General features: G+C 51.9%; 19 protein-coding genes and 1 other RNA gene. 9 read left to right on the top strand and 11 right to left on the bottom strand.

The annotated features are described in order from the left end of the window. From sucB to NXS99_RS03650, 4 genes are all read left to right on the top strand, one after another. Positions 1-1529, top strand: a 1529-nt coding sequence (gene sucB / locus NXS99_RS03665; protein WP_259287312.1) for a 2-oxoglutarate dehydrogenase, E2 component, dihydrolipoamide succinyltransferase, incomplete at its 5' end; no start/stop codon positions are given. A gap of 708 nt (positions 1530-2237) precedes the next feature. Further along, the gene (lipB, locus tag NXS99_RS03660) at positions 2238-2993 is read left to right on the top strand and encodes a lipoyl(octanoyl) transferase LipB (protein ID WP_259287311.1); all 756 of its coding nucleotides are present in this window, start codon (positions 2238-2240) and stop codon (positions 2991-2993) included. A gap of 47 nt (positions 2994-3040) precedes the next feature. Continuing rightward, positions 3041-4087: a lipoyl synthase gene (lipA, locus tag NXS99_RS03655; RefSeq protein WP_259287310.1), complete on the top strand. Its 1047-nt coding sequence runs from the start codon at positions 3041-3043 to the stop codon at positions 4085-4087. A gap of 142 nt (positions 4088-4229) precedes the next feature. Then, the gene (locus NXS99_RS03650) at positions 4230-4991 is read left to right on the top strand and encodes a DUF4191 domain-containing protein (RefSeq protein WP_259287309.1); all 762 of its coding nucleotides are present in this window, start codon (positions 4230-4232) and stop codon (positions 4989-4991) included. 56 nt (positions 4992-5047) lie between these two features. Here NXS99_RS03650 and NXS99_RS03645 read toward each other — a convergent pair whose 3' ends face one another. Continuing rightward, the gene (locus NXS99_RS03645; RefSeq protein ID WP_259287308.1) at positions 5048-5521 is read right to left on the bottom strand and encodes an RDD family protein; all 474 of its coding nucleotides are present in this window, start codon (positions 5519-5521) and stop codon (positions 5048-5050) included. A 220-nt stretch (positions 5522-5741) separates the two neighbouring features. Between NXS99_RS03645 and glnA the strand changes: the two genes are divergently transcribed. Together glnA and NXS99_RS03635 are read left to right on the top strand one after the other, a co-directional pair. Next, entirely contained in the window at positions 5742-7178 is a 1437-nt protein-coding gene (glnA, locus tag NXS99_RS03640; protein ID WP_259287307.1) for a type I glutamate--ammonia ligase, read from the top strand. Between the two features lie 114 nt (positions 7179-7292). Next, entirely contained in the window at positions 7293-7640 is a 348-nt protein-coding gene (locus tag NXS99_RS03635) for a zinc ribbon domain-containing protein YjdM (RefSeq protein ID WP_259287306.1), read from the top strand. A gap of 60 nt (positions 7641-7700) precedes the next feature. Here NXS99_RS03635 and NXS99_RS03630 read toward each other — a convergent pair whose 3' ends face one another. The 5 genes from NXS99_RS03630 to thrC all read right to left on the bottom strand — a co-directional run bounded on the left by NXS99_RS03630 (position 7701) and on the right by thrC (position 12602). After that, positions 7701-8552: a hypothetical protein gene (locus NXS99_RS03630; RefSeq protein ID WP_259287305.1), complete on the bottom strand. Its 852-nt coding sequence runs from the start codon at positions 8550-8552 to the stop codon at positions 7701-7703. Positions 8553-8695: 143 nt separating this feature from the next. Further along, positions 8696-10048, bottom strand: coding sequence for a Na+/H+ antiporter family protein (locus NXS99_RS03625; RefSeq protein ID WP_259287304.1), 1353 nt, complete (start codon positions 10046-10048; stop codon positions 8696-8698). 363 nt (positions 10049-10411) lie between these two features. Further along, on the bottom strand, positions 10412-10954 hold the full coding sequence (locus tag NXS99_RS03620; RefSeq protein ID WP_259287303.1) for an NUDIX domain-containing protein: 543 nt from the start codon (positions 10952-10954) through the stop codon (positions 10412-10414). Next, positions 10941-11141: a hypothetical protein gene (locus NXS99_RS03615; protein WP_259287302.1), complete on the bottom strand. Its 201-nt coding sequence runs from the start codon at positions 11139-11141 to the stop codon at positions 10941-10943. Before NXS99_RS03615 ends, NXS99_RS03620 begins: the two co-directional genes overlap by 14 nt. Before the next feature lie 27 nt (positions 11142-11168). Beyond that, complete coding sequence (gene thrC, locus NXS99_RS03610) at positions 11169-12602, bottom strand: threonine synthase (RefSeq protein ID WP_259287301.1); 1434 nt, start codon at positions 12600-12602, stop codon at positions 11169-11171. Positions 12603-12696: 94 nt separating this feature from the next. On the opposite strand from thrC, the gene NXS99_RS03605 reads away from it, so the two are divergent. After that, complete coding sequence (locus NXS99_RS03605) at positions 12697-13974, top strand: nitrate/nitrite transporter (RefSeq protein ID WP_259287300.1); 1278 nt, start codon at positions 12697-12699, stop codon at positions 13972-13974. Between the two features lie 60 nt (positions 13975-14034). Here the strand turns inward: NXS99_RS03605 and NXS99_RS03600 are convergent, their stop codons facing one another. From NXS99_RS03600 to NXS99_RS03590, 3 genes are all read right to left on the bottom strand, one after another. Further along, entirely contained in the window at positions 14035-14673 is a 639-nt protein-coding gene (locus NXS99_RS03600; RefSeq protein WP_259287299.1) for a heme oxygenase (biliverdin-producing), read from the bottom strand. 125 nt (positions 14674-14798) lie between these two features. Continuing rightward, on the bottom strand, positions 14799-17897 hold the full coding sequence (locus NXS99_RS03595) for a bifunctional [glutamine synthetase] adenylyltransferase/[glutamine synthetase]-adenylyl-L-tyrosine phosphorylase (protein WP_259287298.1): 3099 nt from the start codon (positions 17895-17897) through the stop codon (positions 14799-14801). A gap of 18 nt (positions 17898-17915) precedes the next feature. After that, positions 17916-19256, bottom strand: coding sequence for a glutamine synthetase family protein (locus tag NXS99_RS03590; RefSeq protein WP_259287297.1), 1341 nt, complete (start codon positions 19254-19256; stop codon positions 17916-17918). 74 nt (positions 19257-19330) lie between these two features. On the opposite strand from NXS99_RS03590, the gene NXS99_RS03585 reads away from it, so the two are divergent. Then, the gene (locus NXS99_RS03585) at positions 19331-20734 is read left to right on the top strand and encodes a CYTH domain-containing protein (RefSeq protein ID WP_259287296.1); all 1404 of its coding nucleotides are present in this window, start codon (positions 19331-19333) and stop codon (positions 20732-20734) included. Here the strand turns inward: NXS99_RS03585 and NXS99_RS03580 are convergent. Continuing rightward, positions 20725-21045, bottom strand: coding sequence for a hypothetical protein (locus NXS99_RS03580; protein ID WP_259287295.1), 321 nt, complete (start codon positions 21043-21045; stop codon positions 20725-20727). The two genes, NXS99_RS03585 and NXS99_RS03580, sit on opposite strands and share 10 nt — an antisense overlap. A gap of 104 nt (positions 21046-21149) precedes the next feature. On the opposite strand from NXS99_RS03580, the gene NXS99_RS03575 reads away from it, so the two are divergent. After that, the gene (locus NXS99_RS03575) at positions 21150-22379 is read left to right on the top strand and encodes a galactokinase family protein (protein WP_259287294.1); all 1230 of its coding nucleotides are present in this window, start codon (positions 21150-21152) and stop codon (positions 22377-22379) included. Between the two features lie 37 nt (positions 22380-22416). Here NXS99_RS03575 and rnpB read toward each other — a convergent pair. Next, positions 22417-22829: RNase P RNA component class A (gene rnpB / locus NXS99_RS03570), an RNA gene on the bottom strand. Positions 22830-22840 lie beyond the last annotated feature (11 nt).

Below are 22840 nucleotides of genomic sequence, written 5' to 3'. Positions count from 1 at the left end.
TCCTGGAAATCCTGGCACAAGAAGACGACACCGTCGGCGTTGGCGAAGTCATCGTTCGCATCGGTGAGCCAGGTGCAGTCCCTGCACCAGCAGCAACCCCAGAACCAACCCCTGCACCAGCAGCAGCGCCTGCTCCTGCGGCAGAGCCAGCTCCAGCAGCGGCTCCTGCTCCAGCAGCTGGTGGCGCAGCAACTGACGTTGTCATGCCAGAACTTGGCGAATCTGTCACCGAAGGTACCATCACCCAGTGGCTCAAAGCTGTCGGCGATACCGTCGCAGTCGATGAGGCATTGCTTGAAGTTTCCACCGATAAGGTCGATACCGAAGTACCTTCCCCAGTAGCAGGCGTCATCCTGGAAATCCTGGCACAAGAAGACGACACCGTCGGCGTTGGCGAAGTCATCGTTCGCATCGGTGAGCCAGGTGCAGTCCCTGCACCAGCAGCAACCCCAGAACCAACCCCTGCACCAGCAGCAGCACCAGCTCCTGCGGCAGAGCCAGCACCTGCTGCGGCTCCTGCTCCAGCGGCAGCACCAGCAGCGGCACCTGCTCCAGCGGCAAAGGTGAATACCGGTGGTAACTTGCCATATGTCACCCCACTGGTTCGCAAGCTTGCCGATAAGCACGGCGTTGATCTTTCAACCTTGACCGGTACCGGTGTTGGCGGACGTATCCGCAAGCAGGATGTATTGGCAGCCGCAGGCGTTGGTCAAGCACCAGCCGCTGCACCTGCACCAGAGGTTGCACAGCCAGCTGACCCACGTGCTCACTGGTCCAAGAAGGCTGTGGATCCTGCAAAGGCAGAGCTGATTGGCACCACGGTGAAAGTGAACCGCATTCGCGAGATTACGGCTTCTAAGATGGTTGAAGCATTGCAGACTTCTGCACAGCTGACCCACCTGCAAGAAGTTGATATGACCAAGATTGCGCAACTGCGCAAGGCTCATAAGCCAGCATTCCAGGCAAAGCATGGTGCAAACCTCACCTTCCTGCCATTCTTCGTAAAGGCTACCGTTGAGGCATTGATCCTGCATCCAAATGTGAATGCTTCTTACAATGCAGCAACCAAGGAAATCACCTACCACTCCGATGTCAACGTTGCGATTGCAGTTGATACCCCACGTGGTTTGCTGACTCCAATTATCCACAAGGCACAAGAGCTCAGCCTGCCACAGATTGCACAGGCAATCACCGATCTGGCTGATCGTGCTCGTAACAACAAGCTCAAGCCACAGGATCTCATTGGTGCAACCTTCACCATTACCAATATTGGTTCTGCAGGTGCGCTGGCTGATACCCCAATTTTGGTACCACCACAGTCCGGCATTTTGGGTACTGCTGCAATTCAGAAGCGCCCAGTTGTTGTGTCTGAAAATGGCACCGACGCAATCGCTATCCGCCAGATGTGCTACATTCCATTCACCTACGATCACCAAATCGTCGACGGTGCAGACGCTGGTCGCTTCACCCAGACGATCAAGGATCGTCTCGAAACTGCAGATTTCGAAATCGATTTGGAACTGTCATAATCACTGTGAAGTGAGTTTGCTAGCCCAAGCATAGAAGTGGGGGTGCGCCAGATGGTGCACCCCCATTTTTATGCTTATAACTAAGGAAAGAGACAACGTCGCCAAGCATATGGGGGTAAAAAACGGATATAGTTGCCAATTTCTCACCGCTACACTCTTGCAATCCAGCTCACACTATAAACGTTCAGTAATAATGTTCACGTTCAAGTGAATCGAACCTTCACATGTCACATGCTGGCGTTGCGCATACCTTCGATGCTTGAAGTTTCTGATGCGGCTTCCCTGCTTGAGGTGCGGTAAGGCCCAGGGAAATCCCTTTGACCTGTGCAACGAATGACAAGACCATCGCGCGGCATACAATCTCGCAGGTTTGTTAGTACTTTCCCACATCTGTGAGGTTGCTATTGCCGATGCAGGAACAACCAAGTTTTCAACTCTGCGCTGGTGTCACATCTTTCGACTGTTGCTCTGTGCGAGGCAAAGTATGGCATCTTCCCTACTCGCATCGCTACGCTGCGTCTCTAGCATCGCTCCTGAGAGCAGTAACAAGCACCAACGTTTTCAAGTTTGACGTTTCATGCTTACAGTTATCGCTATCGTTCTACACTGGAACTACTCGCCGTTCCATGCTGCTACAAAGCTGCCCACTTATGCTTAAGAACAGCACCCCGATCACCCCTCCACCAACACGAAAGGTCGTAGTCGCTAATGACAGCTCCTCGCGATCCGTTTTTCCCTGCCGATCAATCAATTCGCGCGTCGCACCAGCCAGCTGAGATCCAACGCCTTGGCACCGTCGACTATCAACACGCCTGGCAGCTCCAAGCCAAACTCGCCAAAGCACGTGCCGCAGAAGAAATCCCAGATACCATTTTGGTGCTCGAACACCCGTCGATCTACACCGCCGGCAAGCGCACTCAAGATTCCGATCGTCCAACCAATGGGCTGCCAGTAATCGATGTTGATCGCGGAGGGCGAATTACCTGGCACGGACCAGGACAACTGGTGATCTACCCAATTATCAAACTTGCTGAGCCAATTGATGTTGTCGATTACGTGCGCCGCATCGAAGAAGCCTTAATCCAAACTGTGCGCCAACTTGGTGTCACTGATGCTGGCCGCGTCGATGGGCGCTCTGGAGTGTGGGTGCCAGGGGCGGATCGTCGGCATCGGAAAGTCGCGGCCTTGGGTATTCGCATTACCCGCGGTGTAACCATGCATGGGTTGGCACTGAATTGCAATAACACCTTGGAGTATTACCATCACATCGTGCCATGCGGCATAACCGATGCAGATGTCACCACGTTAAGTGCAGAATTAGGCCGTGATATTACCGTTGATTCCATGATTCACCCCACCCTTCAAGCGCTTGACGACGCCTTTTCGGGTCGGTTAATTGTCGCGGATCATAGTTTCGATGCTGCGCCTGACCCAACCAAAGGATTACCGCGTCAATCCCGCTAAGTGTGATCTTTTCGACACATTCACAATATGCTAGTACCCTAGGTGGGGTGACTACACACCCAAATGGACGTAAATTACTTCGCGTAGAAGCCCGCAACTCGCAGACCCCGATTGAATCGAAGCCACGCTGGATTCGTACTGCTGTCAAAACTGGCCCTGAATACCAGGATATGAAGAAAAAAGTATCAGGCGCCAGTTTGCACACGGTTTGTCAGGAAGCTGGCTGCCCGAATATTCATGAATGTTGGGAGTCTCGTGAAGCTACCTTCTTAATTGGTGGCGCAAACTGCTCTCGACGCTGTGACTTCTGCCAGATTAATTCGGCGAAGCCAGAGCCATTAGACGTTGATGAACCGCGTCGTGTCGCAGAGTCTGTGCGCGAGATGCAGCTGAATTATTCCACCATTACTGGTGTGACTCGTGACGATCTTGACGACGAAGGCGCATGGCTGTACGCCGAAGTTGTGCGCAAGATTCACGAACTGAATCCTCATACTGGTGTAGAAAACCTCACCCCTGACTTTTCCGGCAAGCCTGATTTACTGCAAGAAGTATTTGAAGCTCGCCCTGAAGTATTTGCTCATAATGTGGAAACCGTGCCGCGTATTTTTAAACGCATTCGTCCGGCGTTTCGTTATGATCGCTCACTCGATGTGATTCGCCAGGCTCGTGATTTTGGTTTGATTACGAAGTCGAATCTTATTCTGGGCATGGGTGAAACTCGTGAGGAAATTCAAGAAGCCCTCAAAGATTTGCACTCTGCTGGCTGCGACATTATTACCATCACGCAATACTTACGCCCTGGCCCAATGTTCCACCCAATTGATCGTTGGGTGAAACCAGAGGAGTTTATTGAGCATCGTGATTTCGCCTATGAGCTCGGCTTTGGTGCTGTTATGTCCGGCCCATTAGTACGTTCCTCGTATCGAGCAGGCAAACTTTATGCTCAAGCGATGCACGCGCGCGGCCTTACGATCCCAGAAAACCTCTCCCATCTTGCTGAAACTGCTGATGGTACAACCGCACAAGAAGCAGAAACTTTACTCAAAAAGTATGGGCCATCGAAAGAAACTCCAGTCGGAAGTTTCCGCTAACTCATACATCGCAAAAAAGACGCAAAACTACCCCGTGTTGGCATTTCTGGCAGCTACTGCCGAACCAACTCGGGGTAGACGTCTTTTCACCATCAGCGGGAGTAATTACAGTTATGCTCGAATCGGCGGTATTCTAAAGGGCATGGCAGATGCGAAGACTATTAAGAAAGAACAGCGCGCGGCACGGCGTGCTGCCCGACGTCAAACCTTTTCCCAGATTTGGCAAGCCTTTAACCTCCAGCGCGAGCAGGATAACAAGCTTATTCCTTTAATGCTGCTGGCCATCATTGGTACCGCCTTGCTATTCTACCTGCTTGGCTTATTTATCGGTGGCCGCTGGTTCATGCTCATTACCGGTATTTTTGCCGGTGTTGCTGTAGCGATGTGGATTTTTAGTCGTCGCTTGCAAAATAGTGTCTATACTCGCGCTGCGGATCAGCCTGGCGCCGCTGGCTGGGCATTAGAGAATTTGCGCAGTGGCTTTGGCGTTGTGTGGCGTTCAAAGTCTGCTGTTGCAGTAACCACCCAAATGGACTTTGTGCACCGCGTTATTGGTGTTGGCGGTATTGTGCTGGTTGGCGAAGGCGAACTGCGTCGCTTAAAGCCACTGTTTGACCAGCAAGAAAAGCGTTTGCACCGCTTGGCTCCAGGTGTTCCAGTCCATCGCATTGTCGTTGGCGAGGAAGAAGGCCAAGTACCACTGCGCAAATTACAGAGCCATTTAACCAAGATGGGTCGTATCTATAAAAAAGACGAAGTCTACGACATCGCTGCTCGCATTGAGGCAATGGATGCGGTACAAGAACGTCAGATGCAGGGCTTGCCAAAAGGCCCGCTTCCAAAGGGCGGTAAAGTCTCTGGCATGAATCGCCGTGCGCGCCGTCACGCAGAGCGCAACAAATAATTGCATAAGAAAAATCGCTGATGAGTATGATTCTTCATCAGCGATTTTTTCGTATCTTAGCCAAATACAACGGCAGTGCCCGTGGCGCGATCATGCATGCCGCGACCATCTGTGTCTACCATTGCTGCTGGCAATACGAACATTGTAAAGACTGTGCGGGCAACTGCGCGACCAAAACCAACGCGGGCAGTGCGATCATCGATTCGAGCAACGCCCATTCCAAGCACAGCTTGGCCTGGGGTACGCGCAAAAATGGTGACGCTGATGATGCCAAGAACACCAAACAGGATTAGCGTGAGCGTCGCGGTGCCCCCTAATTGGTGGGTAAACATATGTACAAACGCAGCAACAATCCAACAAATTGTCCAGTCGATGCAAACACCGGCTGAGCGACGCGCAACTGAGGCAAGTGCACCTGGGCCGCGTTCGGGCAAACCAAGATGTTCGCCTGGCCAGCGAGATTGTGCACCAGAAAGGTGCTCAGCAGGGATTTCTGGGCCGTCAAGCCAACTACGCTTCGGTTGTGACATGAGTATTAATCTAGCCGATAGAACTGGATCTGTCAGAAAGTACGATACTTCGGCAGTATCGGAACTTACGACAATGGTTTCTTTTTGGTCAGGTAATAGAAATAGCGATACAATAAAAACGCCTAACGCATGCTGCGATATAGCCCCAGTGTGTACCATTATCAGGCATACTGGACATATTGCCCACACACATCACCCCTAACAGAGGAGAGTATCCCCAGTGGCTTTCAACTCCACCGAAGAGTTACTGAAGTTTGTCAAGGACGAGAACGTCGAATTCATCGATATTCGCTTTACCGACGTCCCTGGTATCGAGCAGCACTTCACCATTCCAGCGCATATCCTCGACGAAGACGCCATGTCAGAAGGTCTGGCCTTTGATGGTTCTTCTATTCGTGGTTTTACCAGCATTGACGAATCTGACATGAACCTCATGCCAGATATTGCCACTGCGCAACTTGATCCATTCCGTGCCGCAAAGACTTTGAACATGAAGTTCTTTGTGGTCGATCCATTTACGCAGGAACCATTCTCACGTGATCCACGTCAGGTGGCATTAAAGGCTGAAGAATACTTAGCTTCAACTGGCATTGCTGATACCTGCTATTTCGGTGCGGAAGCTGAGTTCTATTTGTTCGACTCCGTGCGCTATTCCACCTCAACCAATGCTGGTTTCTACGAAGTAGATTCAGACGAAGGCTGGTGGAATCGTGGTGCTGAGGTAAACCTCGACGGTTCCTTAAATCTTGGCTACAAGTCGCGCCTGAAAGGCGGCTACTTCCCTGTTCCTCCATACGACCAGACTCAAGCAGTCCGCGATGAAATGACGCGTACCTTGGCAGAGTCCGGTTTCGCGATTGAGCGCTTCCACCATGAGGTTGGCACCGGTGGACAACAAGAAATTAACTACCGCTTTAATACCTTGCTGCACGCTGCCGATGATCTGCAGACTTTCAAGTACATCATTAAGAACGTAGCGTTCCGCAATAACAAGACTGCAACCTTTATGCCGAAGCCACTCGCTGGCGATAACGGTTCCGGTATGCACGCTCACCAGTCACTGTGGAAAGATGGCATCCCACTGTTCCACGATGAGGCTGGTTACGCAGGCCTTTCAGATATTGCCCGCTACTATATTGGCGGTATTTTGCACCATGCTGGCGCAGTATTGGCCTTCACCAACCCAACCTTGAACTCCTATCACCGTTTGGTGCCAGGCTTCGAGGCTCCAATTAACTTGGTATATTCCCAGCGTAACCGCTCTGCTGCAATTCGTATTCCAATTACTGGTTCGAATCCAAAGGCAAAGCGCATCGAGTTCCGTGCACCTGATCCATCAGGTAACCCATACTTTGGTTTTGCGGCAATGATGCTTGCTGGTTTGGACGGTATTAAGAACCGCATCGAGCCACATGCACCAGTGGATAAGGACCTCTACGAGCTGCCACCAGAGGAAGCTGCTTCGATTCCACAGGCACCAACGTCTTTGGAAGATTCCTTGCGTGCACTGGAAGAAAACCATGACTTCTTGACCGATACTGGTGTCTTTACTGAGGACTTGATTGATACCTATATCAAGTTGAAGTATGACCACGAGATTAACCCTGCTCGTTTGCGTCCAACGCCATTAGAGTACGAAATGTATTACGACTGCTAGTCACGTACTAGCAGGACCGATTTAACCGGCACAGCACACTTCTGTGCCGGTTTTTGGTTTCAATAAGGGCTCGTTATTTTCATTTCGGGCAAACGGTACAGTAGATTTAGTGCAATGAGCGATACGTTACCTCCATGTCCTGAATGCAACAGCGAATTTACCTACGAGATGCCACCACTTCTGGTTTGCCCAGAATGCGCCCACGAGTGGTCGGCAGAATTGGAAGCTGAGGCAGCTGCCGCGGCAGTGATTAAAGATGCCGTTGGCAATATTTTGCAAGATGGTGACGATGTCACTGTTATTAAGACGCTGAAAGTTAAAGGCGCATCACAGCCGATTAAGACTGGCACGAAAGTTCGTGGCATTCGCCTTGTTCAAGGTGTTGGTGACCACGATATCGAGTGCAAGATTGATGGGTTTGGTGCGATGCAGTTGAAGTCGAGCGTTGTGAAAAAGGCCTAAGACGAACAAGAGTCCTTCTGAGTAGAGATATTTGCTCAGGAGGACTCTTGTTTTCTTATGTTAGGACGAATGAATGTTGTGGTGTTGAGTGGCGTAGGCGCCTAATGCCACAGCAGCACCAAGTACGATTGCGCCCAAGGCGGCACCGATGAGCACACCGGTATTATCCGCTACTGCCGGTGCTGATGCCTGTGAATCAACAGGTTTATGTAATGACTCGATGGTTGAGGTCGGCGTCGCTACAGGTTCGAGGCCAGAACGCGCGCATGATTGCAATGCAGCAATTGATGGGCGCAAGATTTGTTCATCGCGAAACGCCTCAAAACCATTCAGCGGTGCTGCGAAATACAATAATTTGTCGCCGGATTCGGTTTCTTCATGACCTTGCTGCACCTGACGCTGACGAGATGTTACTACGCCTTCTAATTCAGCCACACGCGCTGCTGCATCTTGTTTCTGATACACACCTGCAATCGCTTGTTGCTGGCGTTGGATACGTTCGAGGCTTGCGGCATGCTCGTCGCGTCGTAAAGCATGCACGACTGAAAGTGTTTGGCCATGCAATGCTTGGATCTGTTCCCCACCAAGGCCTTTGGCGGCAAAATGCGCACGGAAAGACTCAAGGGTGCGGTCGTGGTCAGGATCATCGACGAGCTGCTCAGCGTGATAGCCGCTGCGCTGTTCAAATTCAGCCAGCGCGCGAATGGCTGCGTCGCGGAGCGCCTGGTTGTTCATGCCAGCTTGATCGGCAGGATCTGCTTGATAGACAAAAGTACAGGTTTGATCAGTCGTCGCGACTTCGTAATTGTCCACAACCTCTGCAGCCTGTGCTGGTACTGCCAACGTACATGCTAGCGCGATCGCGACAACTCCAGCGATGGCCTTTCGGGTAGCCACGGCAAACTTTTTCACACCATACTCCTGTTACCTATGTGACTAAATTAAACTACTGTTACATCATAGCTCTCTTAAGCGAAGTTACATAGTCGAAAGTCTGTGCGAACAAAAACATGCCCTCTACCAGCAAGTGGAGAGGGCTTGGAGAAACATTCCTATTAAAGAACCATTGCGGCGATCCAGCCTGAGAGTACCAATGGAATATTAAAGTGGATAAAGGTTGGGATCACGGAATCGCGAATGTGATCGTGCTGGCCATCAGCATTTAAGCCAGAGGTTGGGCCTAACGTGGAATCCGAGGCTGGCGAACCGGCGTCGCCAAGCGCGCCTGCGGCACCAATAATTGCAACGGTAGCAGCTGGACTAAAGCCCATCGCCGCGCACAATGGCACATAAATAGTGGCGATAATTGGCAACGTGGAGAACGACGAGCCAATACCCATTGTGACAATCAAGCCAACAAGCAGCATAATTAATGCGCCAAGGCCTTTATTATCGCCGAAGATCATCGCGGAAGAATTGACTAATGATTCAACGTGTCCGGTCGCTTTCATAACCGAGGCAAAGCCTTGAGCAGTGATCATGATAAAGCCGATCATGGCCATCATCTTCATGCCGGCAGAAAAAACGTCGTCAGCCTCGCGCCAATTCACAGCACCGGTGAGTAAGAAGATTGCCAGGCCAGTTAATGCACCAATGAGCAAGGAATCTGCTTCCGTGCCAAGAGTTTGCATCACAACTTGCACAATAAAGGTTGCCAGAATAGCGATGAATGCGACGATAATCTTGTAGCGAGAAATCACTTCAGGTTCTGCTACCCCGCCTTCAATGGCACGATCAGCGTAGTCACGTGGCTTGCGGTAACTCACCAGTGCCGCAATGAGTAGACCCACGACCATGCCCATTGCTGGGATCGCCATAATGCGTAGTGGATTTAACCCTGTGACATCCATGCCGGCTTCTTCGATATTGCCTAACAGGATTTCGTTTAAGAAGATGGAGCCGAAGCCTACTGGAATCCACATATAGGTGGTTACCAAGCCGAATGTCAGCACACAGGCAACTAAACGACGGTCAAGGCGCATGCGGTTCATGACAGCAAGCAGCGGTGGCACGATCAGTGGAATAAAGGCGATGTGTACCGGAATAAGGTTCTGACTCATCACAGCCATTGCCAAGATACCGGCGATCATAAGCCACTTGGTCACTGCGACGACTCGAGTTTGAGTGTGATCATCACTCACACCAATGCGGGCCATGATCGTTCGAGCTAACAGGACTGGCAGCCCTGAACTTGCGACTGCCATTGCAAAGGCACCTAAAAGGGCGTAGCTTAATGCAATTTTCGCGCCACCTGAAAGACCTTCTTGGAACGCTACCATTGTGGCGTCTAAGCCGATACCACTGAGCAGCCCTCCAACCAAGGCACCAATAAAAAGCGCTAATACTACGTGGACTCGCGCTAATGCGAGTGCCAACATGACAACTACAGCAATTAATACAGCATTCATTCTGCATAATTTACGCGAAGTGATTATATTTCCAGAAATTTATGACCGAAAGCACCCCCCGATAAAAGGAAAAACCACTGTAAAATGTGGTTTTTCAAGTTTTGCTGCAGCCCCTTCGCAAATTAATATTGCATAATTTTCAGTGATTGGAAAAGATGCGTGAATAGTTCGGCGATGATAGCGCCGTGAGAAGGCAGTAGCTGGCTATTACGCCGGTGCGGTGGCGAAGCGCGACAGCAGCTCTCGGCGTTTCGGCGTTTCAGGGTGAAGCGCGGCGCGGCGGCCCGGCGCCAGAGTGCGAAGCGCGTCCACGTGTCCACACTGCTCGACGCACGAGCCTACCTTCACGTCACAGCACCGCAATTATGAGCGCTGCATGCGCGTACGTTTTTCAAATCCCATACGTGGCTGGAAACCTGCAGGATGTCGCAATTGTGCTACCGCGTCACCGATCATCAAACGAAATCGTGGTGCCATTGCAGGTACTTGCATGACAGAAAACCAGCGTACGTCGCTAATTTCTTCAGAATCAGCGACATGTGGTGTACCACTTTGCACGCTACAACGCACAGCAGTTTCCATCTGTACTGTACGATCCCCGTTGGCATGTACCATCGGTTCTGTCGCACCAACGCCCAGCAAGGCATCAACCGTGACACTCACACCGACTTCTTCTTGAACTTCGCGAATCGCACTGAGATGCGGCTGCTCCCCTGGCTCACACAGTCCTGTAATAGGAGTCCATTGTTGAGAATCCTTCCGCTTGACCAGCAGCACTTCCGGCACGGCGGTAATCGGTGCTCCAGGTGGAACATCTTTGAGTACAATCGCCACGACTCCAGGTAGCCACAGCTGGTCATGCCCAATTTTTGTGCGAAGTTGCACAATAAACTCAGGCGTTGCCATCAGCGACTTCCTCCGCCTGCTGCGCGACCGTTTCAGCAGCACTTTCAGCAGCACTTTCAGCAGCCTCCGCAGCCACCTCAGTCACGGTTTCCTTGGCTTGTTGCATCTTTGCAAAGAGCTTCTTCGCCATCGCTTCAGGATCAAAATCCGTAAAGTACTCATCTGGCGCGGTACGTTCTAAGCTCATGTCATTCCACCTCCTTGTGGCAGACCATTAAAGGTCAATATTGCTTTCGATATAGCCTTTCACCATCTCAGCATCGTTTGGCAGATCCACCACGTGGCGCTTGGCATCCATAATGTGAGCAAAGCGGCTTGGTGTTGGTGGTTGCATCTGTAACGCTTCATTAATCGTGTCCGCAAATTTCACTGGCAATGCAGTTTCCAGGCACACAATTGGGCTATCCACCTGGGATTGCCATTCACGAGCAACTTTCACACCATCAGCAGTGTGCGGATCAAGCACTACACCTGTGCGCTCGTAGCAGTCCCGAATGGTTGCGATTCGATCGGCATGCGTCGATCGGCCAGAAAGGAACCCGAATGTGGTCTTCACATCGGCAAACTCCTTTGCGTCGGCAAGCGAGAATCCGCCAGCTGGTACATCCGTGCCAAATAGCTTTGCGACGCGATGTGCATCACGGCCAAGCAAATCGAAAATAAACCGCTCGAAGTTCGAAGCCCTGGAAATATCCATCGAAGGCGAGGAAGTTTCATAGGTATCAGCACTTGCGCGTACCCGGTAGTGGCCGGTTTTGAAGAACTCGTCGAGCACATCGTTTTCGTTGGTGGCAACGATGAGCTTATCAATTGGCAAGCCCATTTGTTTTGCCACATGCCCTGCGCAAATGTCACCAAAGTTACCGGTTGGCACGCTAAAGGAAACTGTTTGGCCAGGACCATCGGTGACTCGCAGCCATGTCGAAATATAGTAAATGACCTGCGCAACCAAGCGTGCCCAGTTAATCGAGTTCACGGCACCAATATGATAGCGCTGTTTGAATTCGGCATCCGCGGACACAGCTTTGACAATGTCTTGACAATCGTCAAAAACACCGTCAATGGCGATATTAAAGATATTCGGATCATCAAGGCCGAACATCTGTGCCTGCTGGAATGGGGTCATGCGACCACGCGGGGTGAGCATGAATACTTGAATATTCTTGCGTCCACGCATTGCATATTCTGCAGCAGAACCGGTATCACCAGAAGTTGCGCCTAAGATATTCAGTTGCTGGCCACGACGAGCAAGCTCGTACTCGAAGAATTCACCAAGCAGCTGCATCGCCATATCTTTAAACGCAGCCGTTGGACCTTCAGATAAATGGCCAATATAGATGCCATCTTCTAATTTGGTGACAGGCACGATATCTTCATGGGCGAATTTTGGATGCGTATAGGCACGCTGTGCAATCGCATGCAGATCGGCAGCTGGAATATCGTCAATAAACAGTTCTAATACCGCACCGGCAAGGGCTGCATAGCCTTCTTCTCGCAATAAGACGCGCCAGGATTCCAAGGTCTCGGCTGTTATGTGTGGATATGACACTGGCAGGTACAGGCCACCGTCGGCAGCCAGACCGCCTAAAAGAATGTCAGAGAAGCGGAAATGTTCTTGCTTTGGATCGCGGGTAGAAATATAGTGCATGCGTACTACAGTAGCCTGTGTGCCTGATAAATGTGGGGATTAAGGGGGTATAGTGTTCGCACTTTTCGTGTGAACAGGCGTACCTTCGAAAACTATGACTCAACGCGTCGAGAAATTGACCCTCCGCGGCTTCGCAATCTGGGCAACCGGTTGCTTGGTATATATCACTGCAGTAACCGGCCGTACCTCCTTTGGTGTCGCTGGCGTGGCTGCCCTAGATCGATTCCATATCGACGCCTCTAGCCTCGCGATTTTCACCACTGTGCAACTTTGCGTGTATGCCGGTGTGCAAATGCCAATGGGGACACTGATTGATCGCTATGGCCCGAAAAATATGCTGTTTTACGGCGCCTTATTCATGGCATTAGGGCAAGTAGCCTTAGGCTTTACCACAACGTTTAAGCTGGCACTTGTGGCACGTGTCATGATTGGGCTTGGCGACGCCACTGCTTTTCTCTCGGTCATGCGTATCTTGCCGCTGTGGATTCCACGCAAACGGGCTCCAATCTTTAGCCAAATTACGGCCACAATTGGGCAAGTCGGACAATTTCTTTCCGCGGTACCGTTTTTGTACATGCTCAATATGCATGGCTGGACAGCTGCGTTTGTGTCATTAGGAGCAGCTGGTGTGATTGTCGCAGCCACCGTCTACATCGTGATTCTCGACCCTGCGCCAACTCCTGCTACCCCACAACGCTCACTGCTGCAGCCAATTAAGGTCGTGGTGCGCAACCCCGTGGCATGGCAAGGATTCTTCACCCACTTTACGGGCATGGTGCTCATAACCACGTTCCTTATGCTCTGGGGTGCTCCTTTAATGAAACTGGCAATGGGCATGACTCCAACACAAGTCAGTATCTTATTCAGCCTCAGTGGCGGCATTGCCGTATTTTCCGGTGCATTGCACGGCATTATTTCACAGCGTCTTGGCGCCAAGCGCGAATACTATTCCGTGGTGGTCACCACTATTAACGCTGGTTTAACCTTGGCACTATTTTCGACCGAACTACCAAGCAGTTACGCCACATTAACTGGATATGTGGCAATTGTGGCATTTTTTACTACCGCTTCAGGCTTTGGTTTCGACACAGTACGTGAAAATTTGCCATTACATGTCATTGCAACAGCAACCGGACTGGCAAATATGGGCGGGTTTGTCAGCACCATGATTGCCGCACAACTTATTGGCATTCGACTATCCCAACTTGGCGATTATAGTTGGGGCTCATTCCAGCAAGCATGGCTCATGGTGCTGATCACCTGGGCGGTTGGCATGGTTGGACTGATCTTCTCAATGCTGCTGGTGCGCAAGGGTGGGTATACCCGGGCGATCCGCAGGATTCAGACGATTCGTCGGATTCAACCCCATTAAAGAAAATGTGGCTATCGCCTTGCATCAGTAGCAAGGCGATAGCCACATTTTGATTCGAAATTATTTGCCTAGATCAGCAAAAACATTGTGGTTGAACACGAATGCATCGGATGCTTCTGCGACCAAACGCGCGTGATCCTCAGCTGGCAAATTCAAGGCGTCCAGCTTGGCACGATACGCATCCTTATATGGCTTGAGCTTTTCAATACCTGTAAATGCGTAGAAGCTCAAGCTATCGTCAGCAACACCATAATGGCGCTGCATCATACGGCCAATAACCTGACCACCGGAGAGATCACCAAGGTAGCGCACATAGTGATGTGCCACCAGACGTGGGCCATCAGCAGTTGCTGCAATATCTTCTAAACGCTCGACATATGCTTGGGTAGCAGGAAGTGCAACAATTTGTTCTTTCCAGTTCGCACCGGTGAGCTTTTCCAAATCTGCTTCCAACGATGGAGTACGGTTTAGTGTTTCATCGAGCAAATCGGTAGCAAAACCAGTTGCGCGTACCTTGTCTGCAGCAGCTTCAAGCGCTGAGTAGAACAACCACGACTGCTGCTGGAGTGCAATAAAGCTTGCAACATCAAGTTTTCCACCTAACAGCTCATCCATGAACGTAGAGTGCTCTGCACGCTCATGTGCTTCAGCGGTTGATGATTTTAATTCAGCAGAAAGTGGCATGGTTGAGGTAGTCATGAAGCTCCTTATGAAATTGACAGTTTTCGATACGTTACCTTTGAACACACTAATGAGGTTAGGGTAACTTGCCATCATTCAATAGGTTGATTTCAAATTCCACCTGTCATCGAATTTTTATCCGACTATGAGTATTCTCCATGCTCACTGAGGGTTTCTCCCCAGAAAATCTTGTCAACCACCTGACGAGCGCGACGTGTCAACTTTAGATATTCCTCCAAAAACTCTTGCGAAAACTCTGGATCACGCCCAGCCGCACCAGCAACCAACGACAATTGCGGACCAGGTTGCGGCAATTGATCCGTGCGCTTTCCGCGAGCCAACACAGTTGCGTTTCGCGCTTGAGTGGCCATTAACCAGGCGTCGCAAAGCTTGCGTACCTCATCTTGCGTAACAAGCTCATGCTCACCGGCAATGCGCAAGGCCTCTAATGTACGTGGAGTGCGCAAATCGGGGTAAATATGGGCATGCATGAGAATCAGCAATTGTGCCGTCCACTCAATATCGACCAAACCGCCGCGACCTAATTTGGTGTGCGTGTTTCGATCCGCTCCGCGCGGCAAGCGCTCATTATCAATACGCGCTTTCATTCGCCGCACCTCACGCAGCGCTTTGGCATCCACACCAGTTGGCGGGTAGCGGAACTGATCAATCATGTCTAAGAATTTTTCCCCTAAGAGAGGATCACCCGCGATCCATTTCGCGCGCAACAACGCCTGGACCTCCCATGTCTCACCCCAGCGCTGATAATAACTGCGATACGATTCCAAGGTTCGTACCACAGCACCGGAACGACCCTCGGGACGCAACCCCAAATCAACCTGCAGCGGTGGGTCGCCAGAAGGCTTAGCAAGGCGGCGTCGCATAGCATCGCAAATGCCAATCGACCAGCGCACCGCATCGTCGTCGCTCACACCTGGGGCTGGTTCGCACACAAACATCACATCAGCATCCGAACCATAGCCTAATTCTTCCCCACCAAGACGACCCATGCCGATCACCGAAATTGTCGCAGGTGCTTTTTCTGCCTCAAGTGCTGCAACACTTGCGCGAATCTCGGCTTGTAAGGCAGCTTCTAATACCGCATTCCACACCAACGACAAGGACAAACATACTTGCTCAACCCCGAGCAGATTCAACACATCTGCCGCAGCCACGCGAGCAAGTTCAGCACGTCGAAGTGACCGCGCTACTTGAATCGCGCGCTCTGGATTATCGTGCCGAGAAGCAGCCTTGACCAGCGACGTTGAAACCGTATGCGGGGAGGTTTCAAGCAATTTCGGGCCACTCGCCGAATCTCCCAGCTGCTTGACAATATCCGGCGCTGCAATAATCAAATCGGCAGTAAACGGCGAATTTCCCAAAATACGCATTAAACGCTTGCCGACGATCCCCTCATCGCGTAACAGGCGCAAAAACCACACACGATCAACCATGACATCACTTAATTTGCGATAGTTTAACAACCCCGCATCAGGATCTGAGGTTGATGCCAACCACTCCATTAGTGTTGGCAATAACATCGCCTGGATTTTGGCCTTACGGGAACCACCAGCGGCTAAAGCGGTGAGGTGCTCAAATGCGCGATCAGGGAATTTATAGCCCAACGCATGCAACTGCACCTTCGCCGCTGCCGGAGATAATTTGATCTGGTCAACTGAGAGATTCACCACGGAATCAAGCAGCGGACGATAAAACAGCTGGCGGTGCAAGGTGGAAATAGTCAAACGCACCTTGCGAAGCTGTTCTAACATCGCATCGGCGCTGCTATGCGAACTGGCAGCGGTAAAACCAGCAGTTCGTGCCAACCAGCGCATATGGCTTGTATCAGCTGCATCCGGCAAAGTATGAGTGCGTAATACTTTGTGCAGTTGCAGGCGGTGTTCTAACAGGCGTAAAAACTCATAGCTTCCTATTAAAGCCGCGCCATCTTCGCGACCAATATAACCACCTGCAACCAGGGCAGCTAAAGCATCAACTGTTGCCAACGTGCGTAACGATTCATCGCTGCGACCATGCACAAGCTGGAGTAATTGCACCGCAAATTCAACATCGCGCAAACCGCCTTCGCCAAGTTTTAATTCGCGCTGTTGTAATTCTTTTGGCACATTCTCTAATACGCGGCGTCGCATAGCTTGCACATCGGCCACGAAACTTTCCCGCTGCGAAGCTTCCCACACCATTGGAGAAAGTGCTTGCGAATAGGCCTGAGCCAAGTCCAAGCAGCCTGTCATTGGGCGATGCTTCAGCAGGGCTTGGAACTCCCAGGTATGCGCCCATCGGGTGTAATACGCTAGGTGAGATTCTAAGGTGCGTACCAATGCCCCACGCTTACCTTCTGGACGCAGCGCCGCATCAACATCAAAGAAGCACCGCGAACCATAGCGAATAAACTCAGACGCCATCCGGGTTGCTTTCGGGCTGGCTGGCTCGGCTACGAAAATAACGTCCACATCGGAAACATAATTTAATTCCTTGGCACCGCATTTGCCCATTGCAAGAACTGCAAGTTTGGCGTCCACGGGGGAATCTCCATACACCTGGCGCACGGCCACTGCAAGCGCTGCAGTTAATGCGGCGTCAGCTAAATCGCTTAAGAAGGTGGTCACCGCTGAAAATGGCACAACAGGTTGCGGTTCTTGGTCCAAAGGTGCAGGATACGTGCCTGCTAAATCGTAGGCCGCAATGCGCATCATAAACGTGCGATACGCCTGCTTTAAGGCTTGATCGGCAGCAGCGCCGGTGAGCTGAGCGCGATACATGCCAGGACCAGTGCCATCTTCACCACCTGCGTAGTCCAGCTCTGGGGCAAAATTCGCAGGTTGTGCTTCAACTGCCCCTAACAGCGTTTGAAACATTTCCGCTGTCGTTGGCAACGGTTGCGATAACTGCGACCACAAACCAGGATGTGCCACCAAGTGATCCCCTAATGCGGTAGAACCACCTACTAAGGCAAATAAGCGCACACGTAAGCCACTGTCCTGCCGAATCGCCTGGGCTAATTCCTCACGATCGGCGGGAGCATCCTCTAATGCTGCAAATAATCGCACCAACGTATTTAATGCCAGATCAGGATCCCCCACTGCCGCTAAGGTGGATAAAATATCTAACGATTCTTCGTTCCACCAGCCCAAAGTGACCAAATCGTCGTGCGCATGAGCAGAACTTAAGGATAACCCAGCAAGGGTGGGCAATGTCGTGCGAGCAGAACCGGCAGTGGTCATAACAAGATCCTTACTGAATTAGAAATTGAGATTATTCTTTAATTCCCAGGTCGTAATTTGCTGCTGATACTCATGCCACTCGCGCCACTTATTGCGCAAGAAGAACTCAAAGACATGCTCACCTAAAATATCGGCCACTAACTCCGATTTTTCCATTGTGCGCAGTGCCATATCCAAGCTGCCAGGCAAATCTTTATAGCCTAAAGCAAGCCGCTCTTTCCTGCTTAATAAGGCGATATCGTCCTCGGCGGGATCTGGCAGATCATAGCCTTCGCGAATGCCTTTTAAGCCCGCCCCCATTAAGACGGCCAATGCCAAATATGGATTACATGCTGAATCCGGCGAACGTACCTCAACCCGGCGCGATTGTTCCTTGGCTAATCGATACGTTGGAACGCGTACTAATGCCGAACGATTCGAAACACCCCAGGTTGCACTGGTTGGCGCCTCGGAGCCAAATAAGATGCGTTTGTAAGAATTGGTCCACTGATTGGTAATCGCAGAGATCTCATTTGCGTGGGTCAAAATACCTGCAATGAATTGTTTTGCGGTCCGCGAGAGGGAGAATTGATCATCTGGATCATGGAAAGCATTCATATCGCCTTCAAATAAGGAAATATGGGTGTGCATCGCAGAACCGGCATATTCCTGGAATGGTTTTGGCATAAAAGTTGCCCCGACTTTATTCCGCCGTGCCACCAGCTTGATCAGATAGCGGAAGGTCATGATGTGGTCGGCCATTGTTAAAGCATCCGCATGGCGCAAATCAATTTCTTGCTGGCCAGGAGCGGTTTCGTGGTGGGAAAATTCCACCGGGATTCCCATGTTCTCAAGCGCCATGATGGCATCGCGTCGAAAATGTGGGGCGATATTGTAGCTGGCCTGGTCAAAATAGCCACCATTATCGGTAGCTTTTGGCCGAAGCCCACCGGTTTGGAGGTCTTCGACGAGGAAGAATTCCAGTTCAGGTGACACCATGCAGGTAAAGCCTTCGTCGGCAGCCAGGCTGACTTGGCGACGCAACACTTGACGCGGATCAGAATAGGAAGCCTGTCCATCAGGATTCATAATGTCACAGAACATGCGGGCAGAGCGCACAGGAGAATCGTCACTATCGGTTGGAAGCAGCTGGAATGTCGATGGATCAGGCATCGCGATGGTATCGGATTCGGACACACGCGAAAAACCTTCAATCGCGGAACCATCAAATCCAATACCCTCGGCAAAGGCTGACTCTAATTCAGCAGTGGCCACCGCAACAGACTTTAATGAGCCTAAGATGTCGGTAAACCACAAGCGGACCAGCCGAATGTCGCGTTCTTCCAGGGTGCGCAATACATATTCTTGTTGTGAATCCATACTCATAACCTTAGCCTGAAAACCATCGACATAAATGCCAGATGACACAATTTCAAATGAGTACACTAGGAACTATGAAGTCAACAACACATTTAGAAGTCGAGTTTACGTATGCGGTGGATCTAGAGGCGCAGGTACCAGACCTCTCCTCCATTAAAGAAATTTCTCGGGTAGGAAGCGACGAAACCTTTGACCTCGTCGCAAAGTATTATGACACCGCAAAGCTTGACCTCATCCATGCGGGAATCACCTTGCGGCAGCGCAGTGGCGGGCATGACGCGGGATGGCATCTGAAAATGCCAGGTGCGTTTGGGCGCATTGAGCAGCAATTTCCGGCACAAGATGAGCTTCCGCAGGAACTTGCAGATATGTTGCGCGGTGTTGTTGGGGATAAACCATTGGTGCACATTGCAACCGTTGCGAATCATCGCAGGCAGCAGACGTATCTCGATGCCTATGAGCAAGAGGTGTTTCAGCTTTGCGACGACACCATCGAATCCAGCTCCCCATTAAAGAAAAATAGCCGGCAACAATGGCGGGAATGGGAAGTAGAACTGTGCGATGGTGCGCTCGCGCAGGCGGATCGGTGGCAGCGTAAACTTGCGAAGCGTTTGATTGCCGCGGGCGCGCGTGAAGATGCCATTGGCTCGAAATTATTGCATGCCCTTGGTGAGCTTTATCAGCCGTCGACGCATTTGCAGGGGTTGCATGCACGGATGCAGCACGAGTTGGTGCATGCATGGCGAGAATTGGTGGTTGCAGATATTCTTGCGCGTCACGGCGATGGTGATGAAGGAACTCTTGCGCAAGGTTTTGATGCTGCGGTTGCTCGCTGTCAGGCCATTATTACGGCATGTCGGGTGGTTGATCCGCGTGGAAAAGTACTTGCAGCGGTATTGCCTCAATTGCGTGAGCGCAGCCATCTCGCGGCGTTATCGCTGGCAGCACGGCAGGCCAACGTGCAATTGGCGAAGCCGTTTGATGACCTGGCTGATGCTTGTGGCGAGGCCGGGGCCAGGGTTTGTGCCGCCGGGGCCGTAAGCGCTGACCCAGCCGTCACCAGCGAACGCCCGCACCTACCAGCCCCGGAACTTGCAGCTACCTTAGAGCACCCGCAATATCTGCGCTTTATGGCGCATTTGGCAAAATACGCCACCAAGTTCCGGCCAACGCTGACCCCGAAGCACACCAAACAGGCATTAGAGGAATTATTGGTGGGTGCCGATAGCCTTCAAGCTGCCACGATTCTCACCCTATTAAAGAAACCGAAACTTGCACGGAAGTATCATAAGCTTGCCAAGCTTGAATACGACTATGCCCTGGCGCTAATGCAGTTGCACCAGCTGGCATACCCGGATGCCTCCGAGACTGATGCATCGGGCTTTATTCGAGGCTATCGGTTTGCGCTCGTGAAGCGGCAAGTAGACAAGGCGTATGTCAAGTTAGATCGGCGGGGTGGAGCACCATATCAGTGGTAGTCGTCGAAGTTCTCGTCGTAATCGTTGAAGGCGGTGTATGACGAATAGGGCTCGAAGGTGTCGTCGTCGTCAAGCTCGATGCGACGGCGGTAGGTGATGAGCTCATCGTCTTCGTATTCGTCATAATCGTCACGGAATTTGCGATCATATTCTTCGGCTTCGCGCACGCGCTGTTTGGCAATGGCGACTGCCTCAAGTGCTGCTTCGCGTGAATCATATGGACCCAAGCGCTGGAATAAACTGACGTTTTGGCCCTGCTCAGCCTCGCCGGTGACTAAGTTATAGAACCACTTCAGATCTTTTTCGTGCATGATCTTCCCCTATAATGTGGAACAATTGCTTCAATACCTTGACAATACAAGGAAAGTCCGCACGATTCAGCCCAACTTCTGAAAATTTTCGCGAAAGGACCGCCATGCCAGTGTGGCATCGACCCGATCTCACCACCTCATTAGCCGAGCACGCACGTAGCTTGCATGAAGCCCGCGTCGGTACCCCCGCCCACGGCAGCGCAATCGCACCGGCCACCTGGTCGCTCATCGGCGAACACACCGACCCTGCCGGCGGTGTCGTGCTCATCACGCTGCTAGATCGGGAAGCTGCCGTTGCTGTCAGCCCACGCCGTGACGCGATTATCGACGTCGTCGAATACTGCCCAAGCGATGCCACCACCTACCACGGCACCCACAGCACCGCCGCCTTGCATGAGCTTCACGACGCCACCAGCAATCTCGCACTGCGACTGAGCGGGCTGATCACCACCATGATGCAACGCCAGATGCTGTCCAGAGACACCAAAGGCTTCGATATTACTGTCATTAATGACATTCCACACGGCGCAGGACTTGGCAGCCACGCGGCCATCGACACCGCCGTTGCCATGGCAACCGCCCACCACCTCGACGACTTCACCAGTGCCCCAACCAAAGCCAAACTGGCCGAAGTCTGCTACCAGGCCGCAGTTGCAACCTCTGGTTCCCAACCACCGCTGCGGGCCCGCTACACTGCGGCTATCCGCGGACGACAACAGCAACTGAATATTATTGACTACGCGGATATTTCAATTACACAAGCATCTCACCCCATTAGTAGCAGCGCGCACAATCACGCGGTGGTCATTTTGTCACCGCATAATGACGATCACGGCACCTTGCTGCGCCAACGGCATGCCTTTATCGACGAGGTCACCCGCTGCTTCGGCGCAGAATCACTACGCTTGCTTCCCGACGCCGGCACCCGCGCGCTCCAATGGTTGCGCGCATTGCACAATAGTGGCCTTGCCACCAACCACCCCACCCTTGAAGACGCCCGCAGTTGGATGGACTTTTTATCCCAAGAACTTAATCTGGTGCAATTCGTCACCCAATCGGTACGCTCCCGCCAGATTGAAGAAGTGTATCCCGCGCTGATTCGTTCACAGCAGCTGCTCTCCACGCTTTACGGCATTAGCAGCACCGATGAAAAACTTGCCGAACTGGCGCGCAGCCGCGGGGCGCTCAGTGCCAGGGCCACGCATGCTGGCATCAGTGGGGCTGTGGTGGCGATCGTCGATAAGCAAAAGGCGGGGAATTTCCTAGCCGACTTGCGTGACGACGGACTCACCGCCTTCAGCATTGGATTTGGGCAGCCCGCCCGGATAGCGTAAATGGCTGCTTCCCATTAAAGGAAACAGCCATCTAAGGCGCACGAGTCGACCTATAAGCCGGATTCTGTGCCTGCGTGCAGGCGGCGATCATCCATCTGGACGCCTATCGCTAGGACGCCTCAAGCAGCTACCCCGCGGGCTTAGCGAAAACAACCTCAAACGCCCGCGGCAGCCACACCATATGGTGCAACCTCTTGCCTTGCTCCCGGTGGGGTTTACACAGCTACCGACGTCACCGTCGATACTGGTGTGCTCTTACCACACCGTTTCACCCTTACCGCCTCATACAAGACGGCGGTCTACTTTCTGTTGCACTATCCCTCAGGTCACCCTGGGTTGCCGTTAGCAACCACCGCGTTTTCTCTGGAGTCCGGACTTTCCTCGACCAGCGCCTGCCCGCAACACGAAATTGCAAGTGGTTCGCTCGGCCGCGATCGCCCAATCGGCTCATGCGTGAAGCC

Source organism: Corynebacterium sp. HS2168-gen11, assembly GCF_024834075.1.
GTDB lineage: Bacteria > Actinomycetota > Actinomycetes > Mycobacteriales > Mycobacteriaceae > Corynebacterium.
This window is presented reverse-complemented; position numbering and strand designations above follow the sequence as displayed.

Excerpts from the sequence above, each read along its gene's own strand:
- lipB (WP_259287311.1), top strand. The coding sequence starts at position 2,238 with ATGACAGCTCCTCGCGATCCGTTTTTCCCTGCCGATCAATCAATTCGC.
- NXS99_RS03650 (WP_259287309.1), top strand. The coding sequence starts at position 4,230 with ATGGCAGATGCGAAGACTATTAAGAAAGAACAGCGCGCGGCACGGCGT.
- NXS99_RS03645 (WP_259287308.1), bottom strand. The coding sequence starts at position 5,521 with ATGTCACAACCGAAGCGTAGTTGGCTTGACGGCCCAGAAATCCCTGCT.
- NXS99_RS03635 (WP_259287306.1), top strand. The coding sequence starts at position 7,293 with ATGAGCGATACGTTACCTCCATGTCCTGAATGCAACAGCGAATTTACC.
- NXS99_RS03625 (WP_259287304.1), bottom strand. The coding sequence starts at position 10,048 with ATGAATGCTGTATTAATTGCTGTAGTTGTCATGTTGGCACTCGCATTA.
- NXS99_RS03620 (WP_259287303.1), bottom strand. The coding sequence starts at position 10,954 with ATGGCAACGCCTGAGTTTATTGTGCAACTTCGCACAAAAATTGGGCAT.
- NXS99_RS03615 (WP_259287302.1), bottom strand. The coding sequence starts at position 11,141 with ATGAGCTTAGAACGTACCGCGCCAGATGAGTACTTTACGGATTTTGAT.
- thrC (WP_259287301.1), bottom strand. The coding sequence starts at position 12,602 with ATGCACTATATTTCTACCCGCGATCCAAAGCAAGAACATTTCCGCTTC.
- NXS99_RS03605 (WP_259287300.1), top strand. The coding sequence starts at position 12,697 with ATGACTCAACGCGTCGAGAAATTGACCCTCCGCGGCTTCGCAATCTGG.
- NXS99_RS03600 (WP_259287299.1), bottom strand. The coding sequence starts at position 14,673 with ATGACTACCTCAACCATGCCACTTTCTGCTGAATTAAAATCATCAACC.
- NXS99_RS03595 (WP_259287298.1), bottom strand. The coding sequence starts at position 17,897 with ATGACCACTGCCGGTTCTGCTCGCACGACATTGCCCACCCTTGCTGGG.
- NXS99_RS03590 (WP_259287297.1), bottom strand. The coding sequence starts at position 19,256 with ATGGATTCACAACAAGAATATGTATTGCGCACCCTGGAAGAACGCGAC.
- NXS99_RS03585 (WP_259287296.1), top strand. The coding sequence starts at position 19,331 with ATGAAGTCAACAACACATTTAGAAGTCGAGTTTACGTATGCGGTGGAT.
- NXS99_RS03580 (WP_259287295.1), bottom strand. The coding sequence starts at position 21,045 with ATGCACGAAAAAGATCTGAAGTGGTTCTATAACTTAGTCACCGGCGAG.
- NXS99_RS03575 (WP_259287294.1), top strand. The coding sequence starts at position 21,150 with ATGCCAGTGTGGCATCGACCCGATCTCACCACCTCATTAGCCGAGCAC.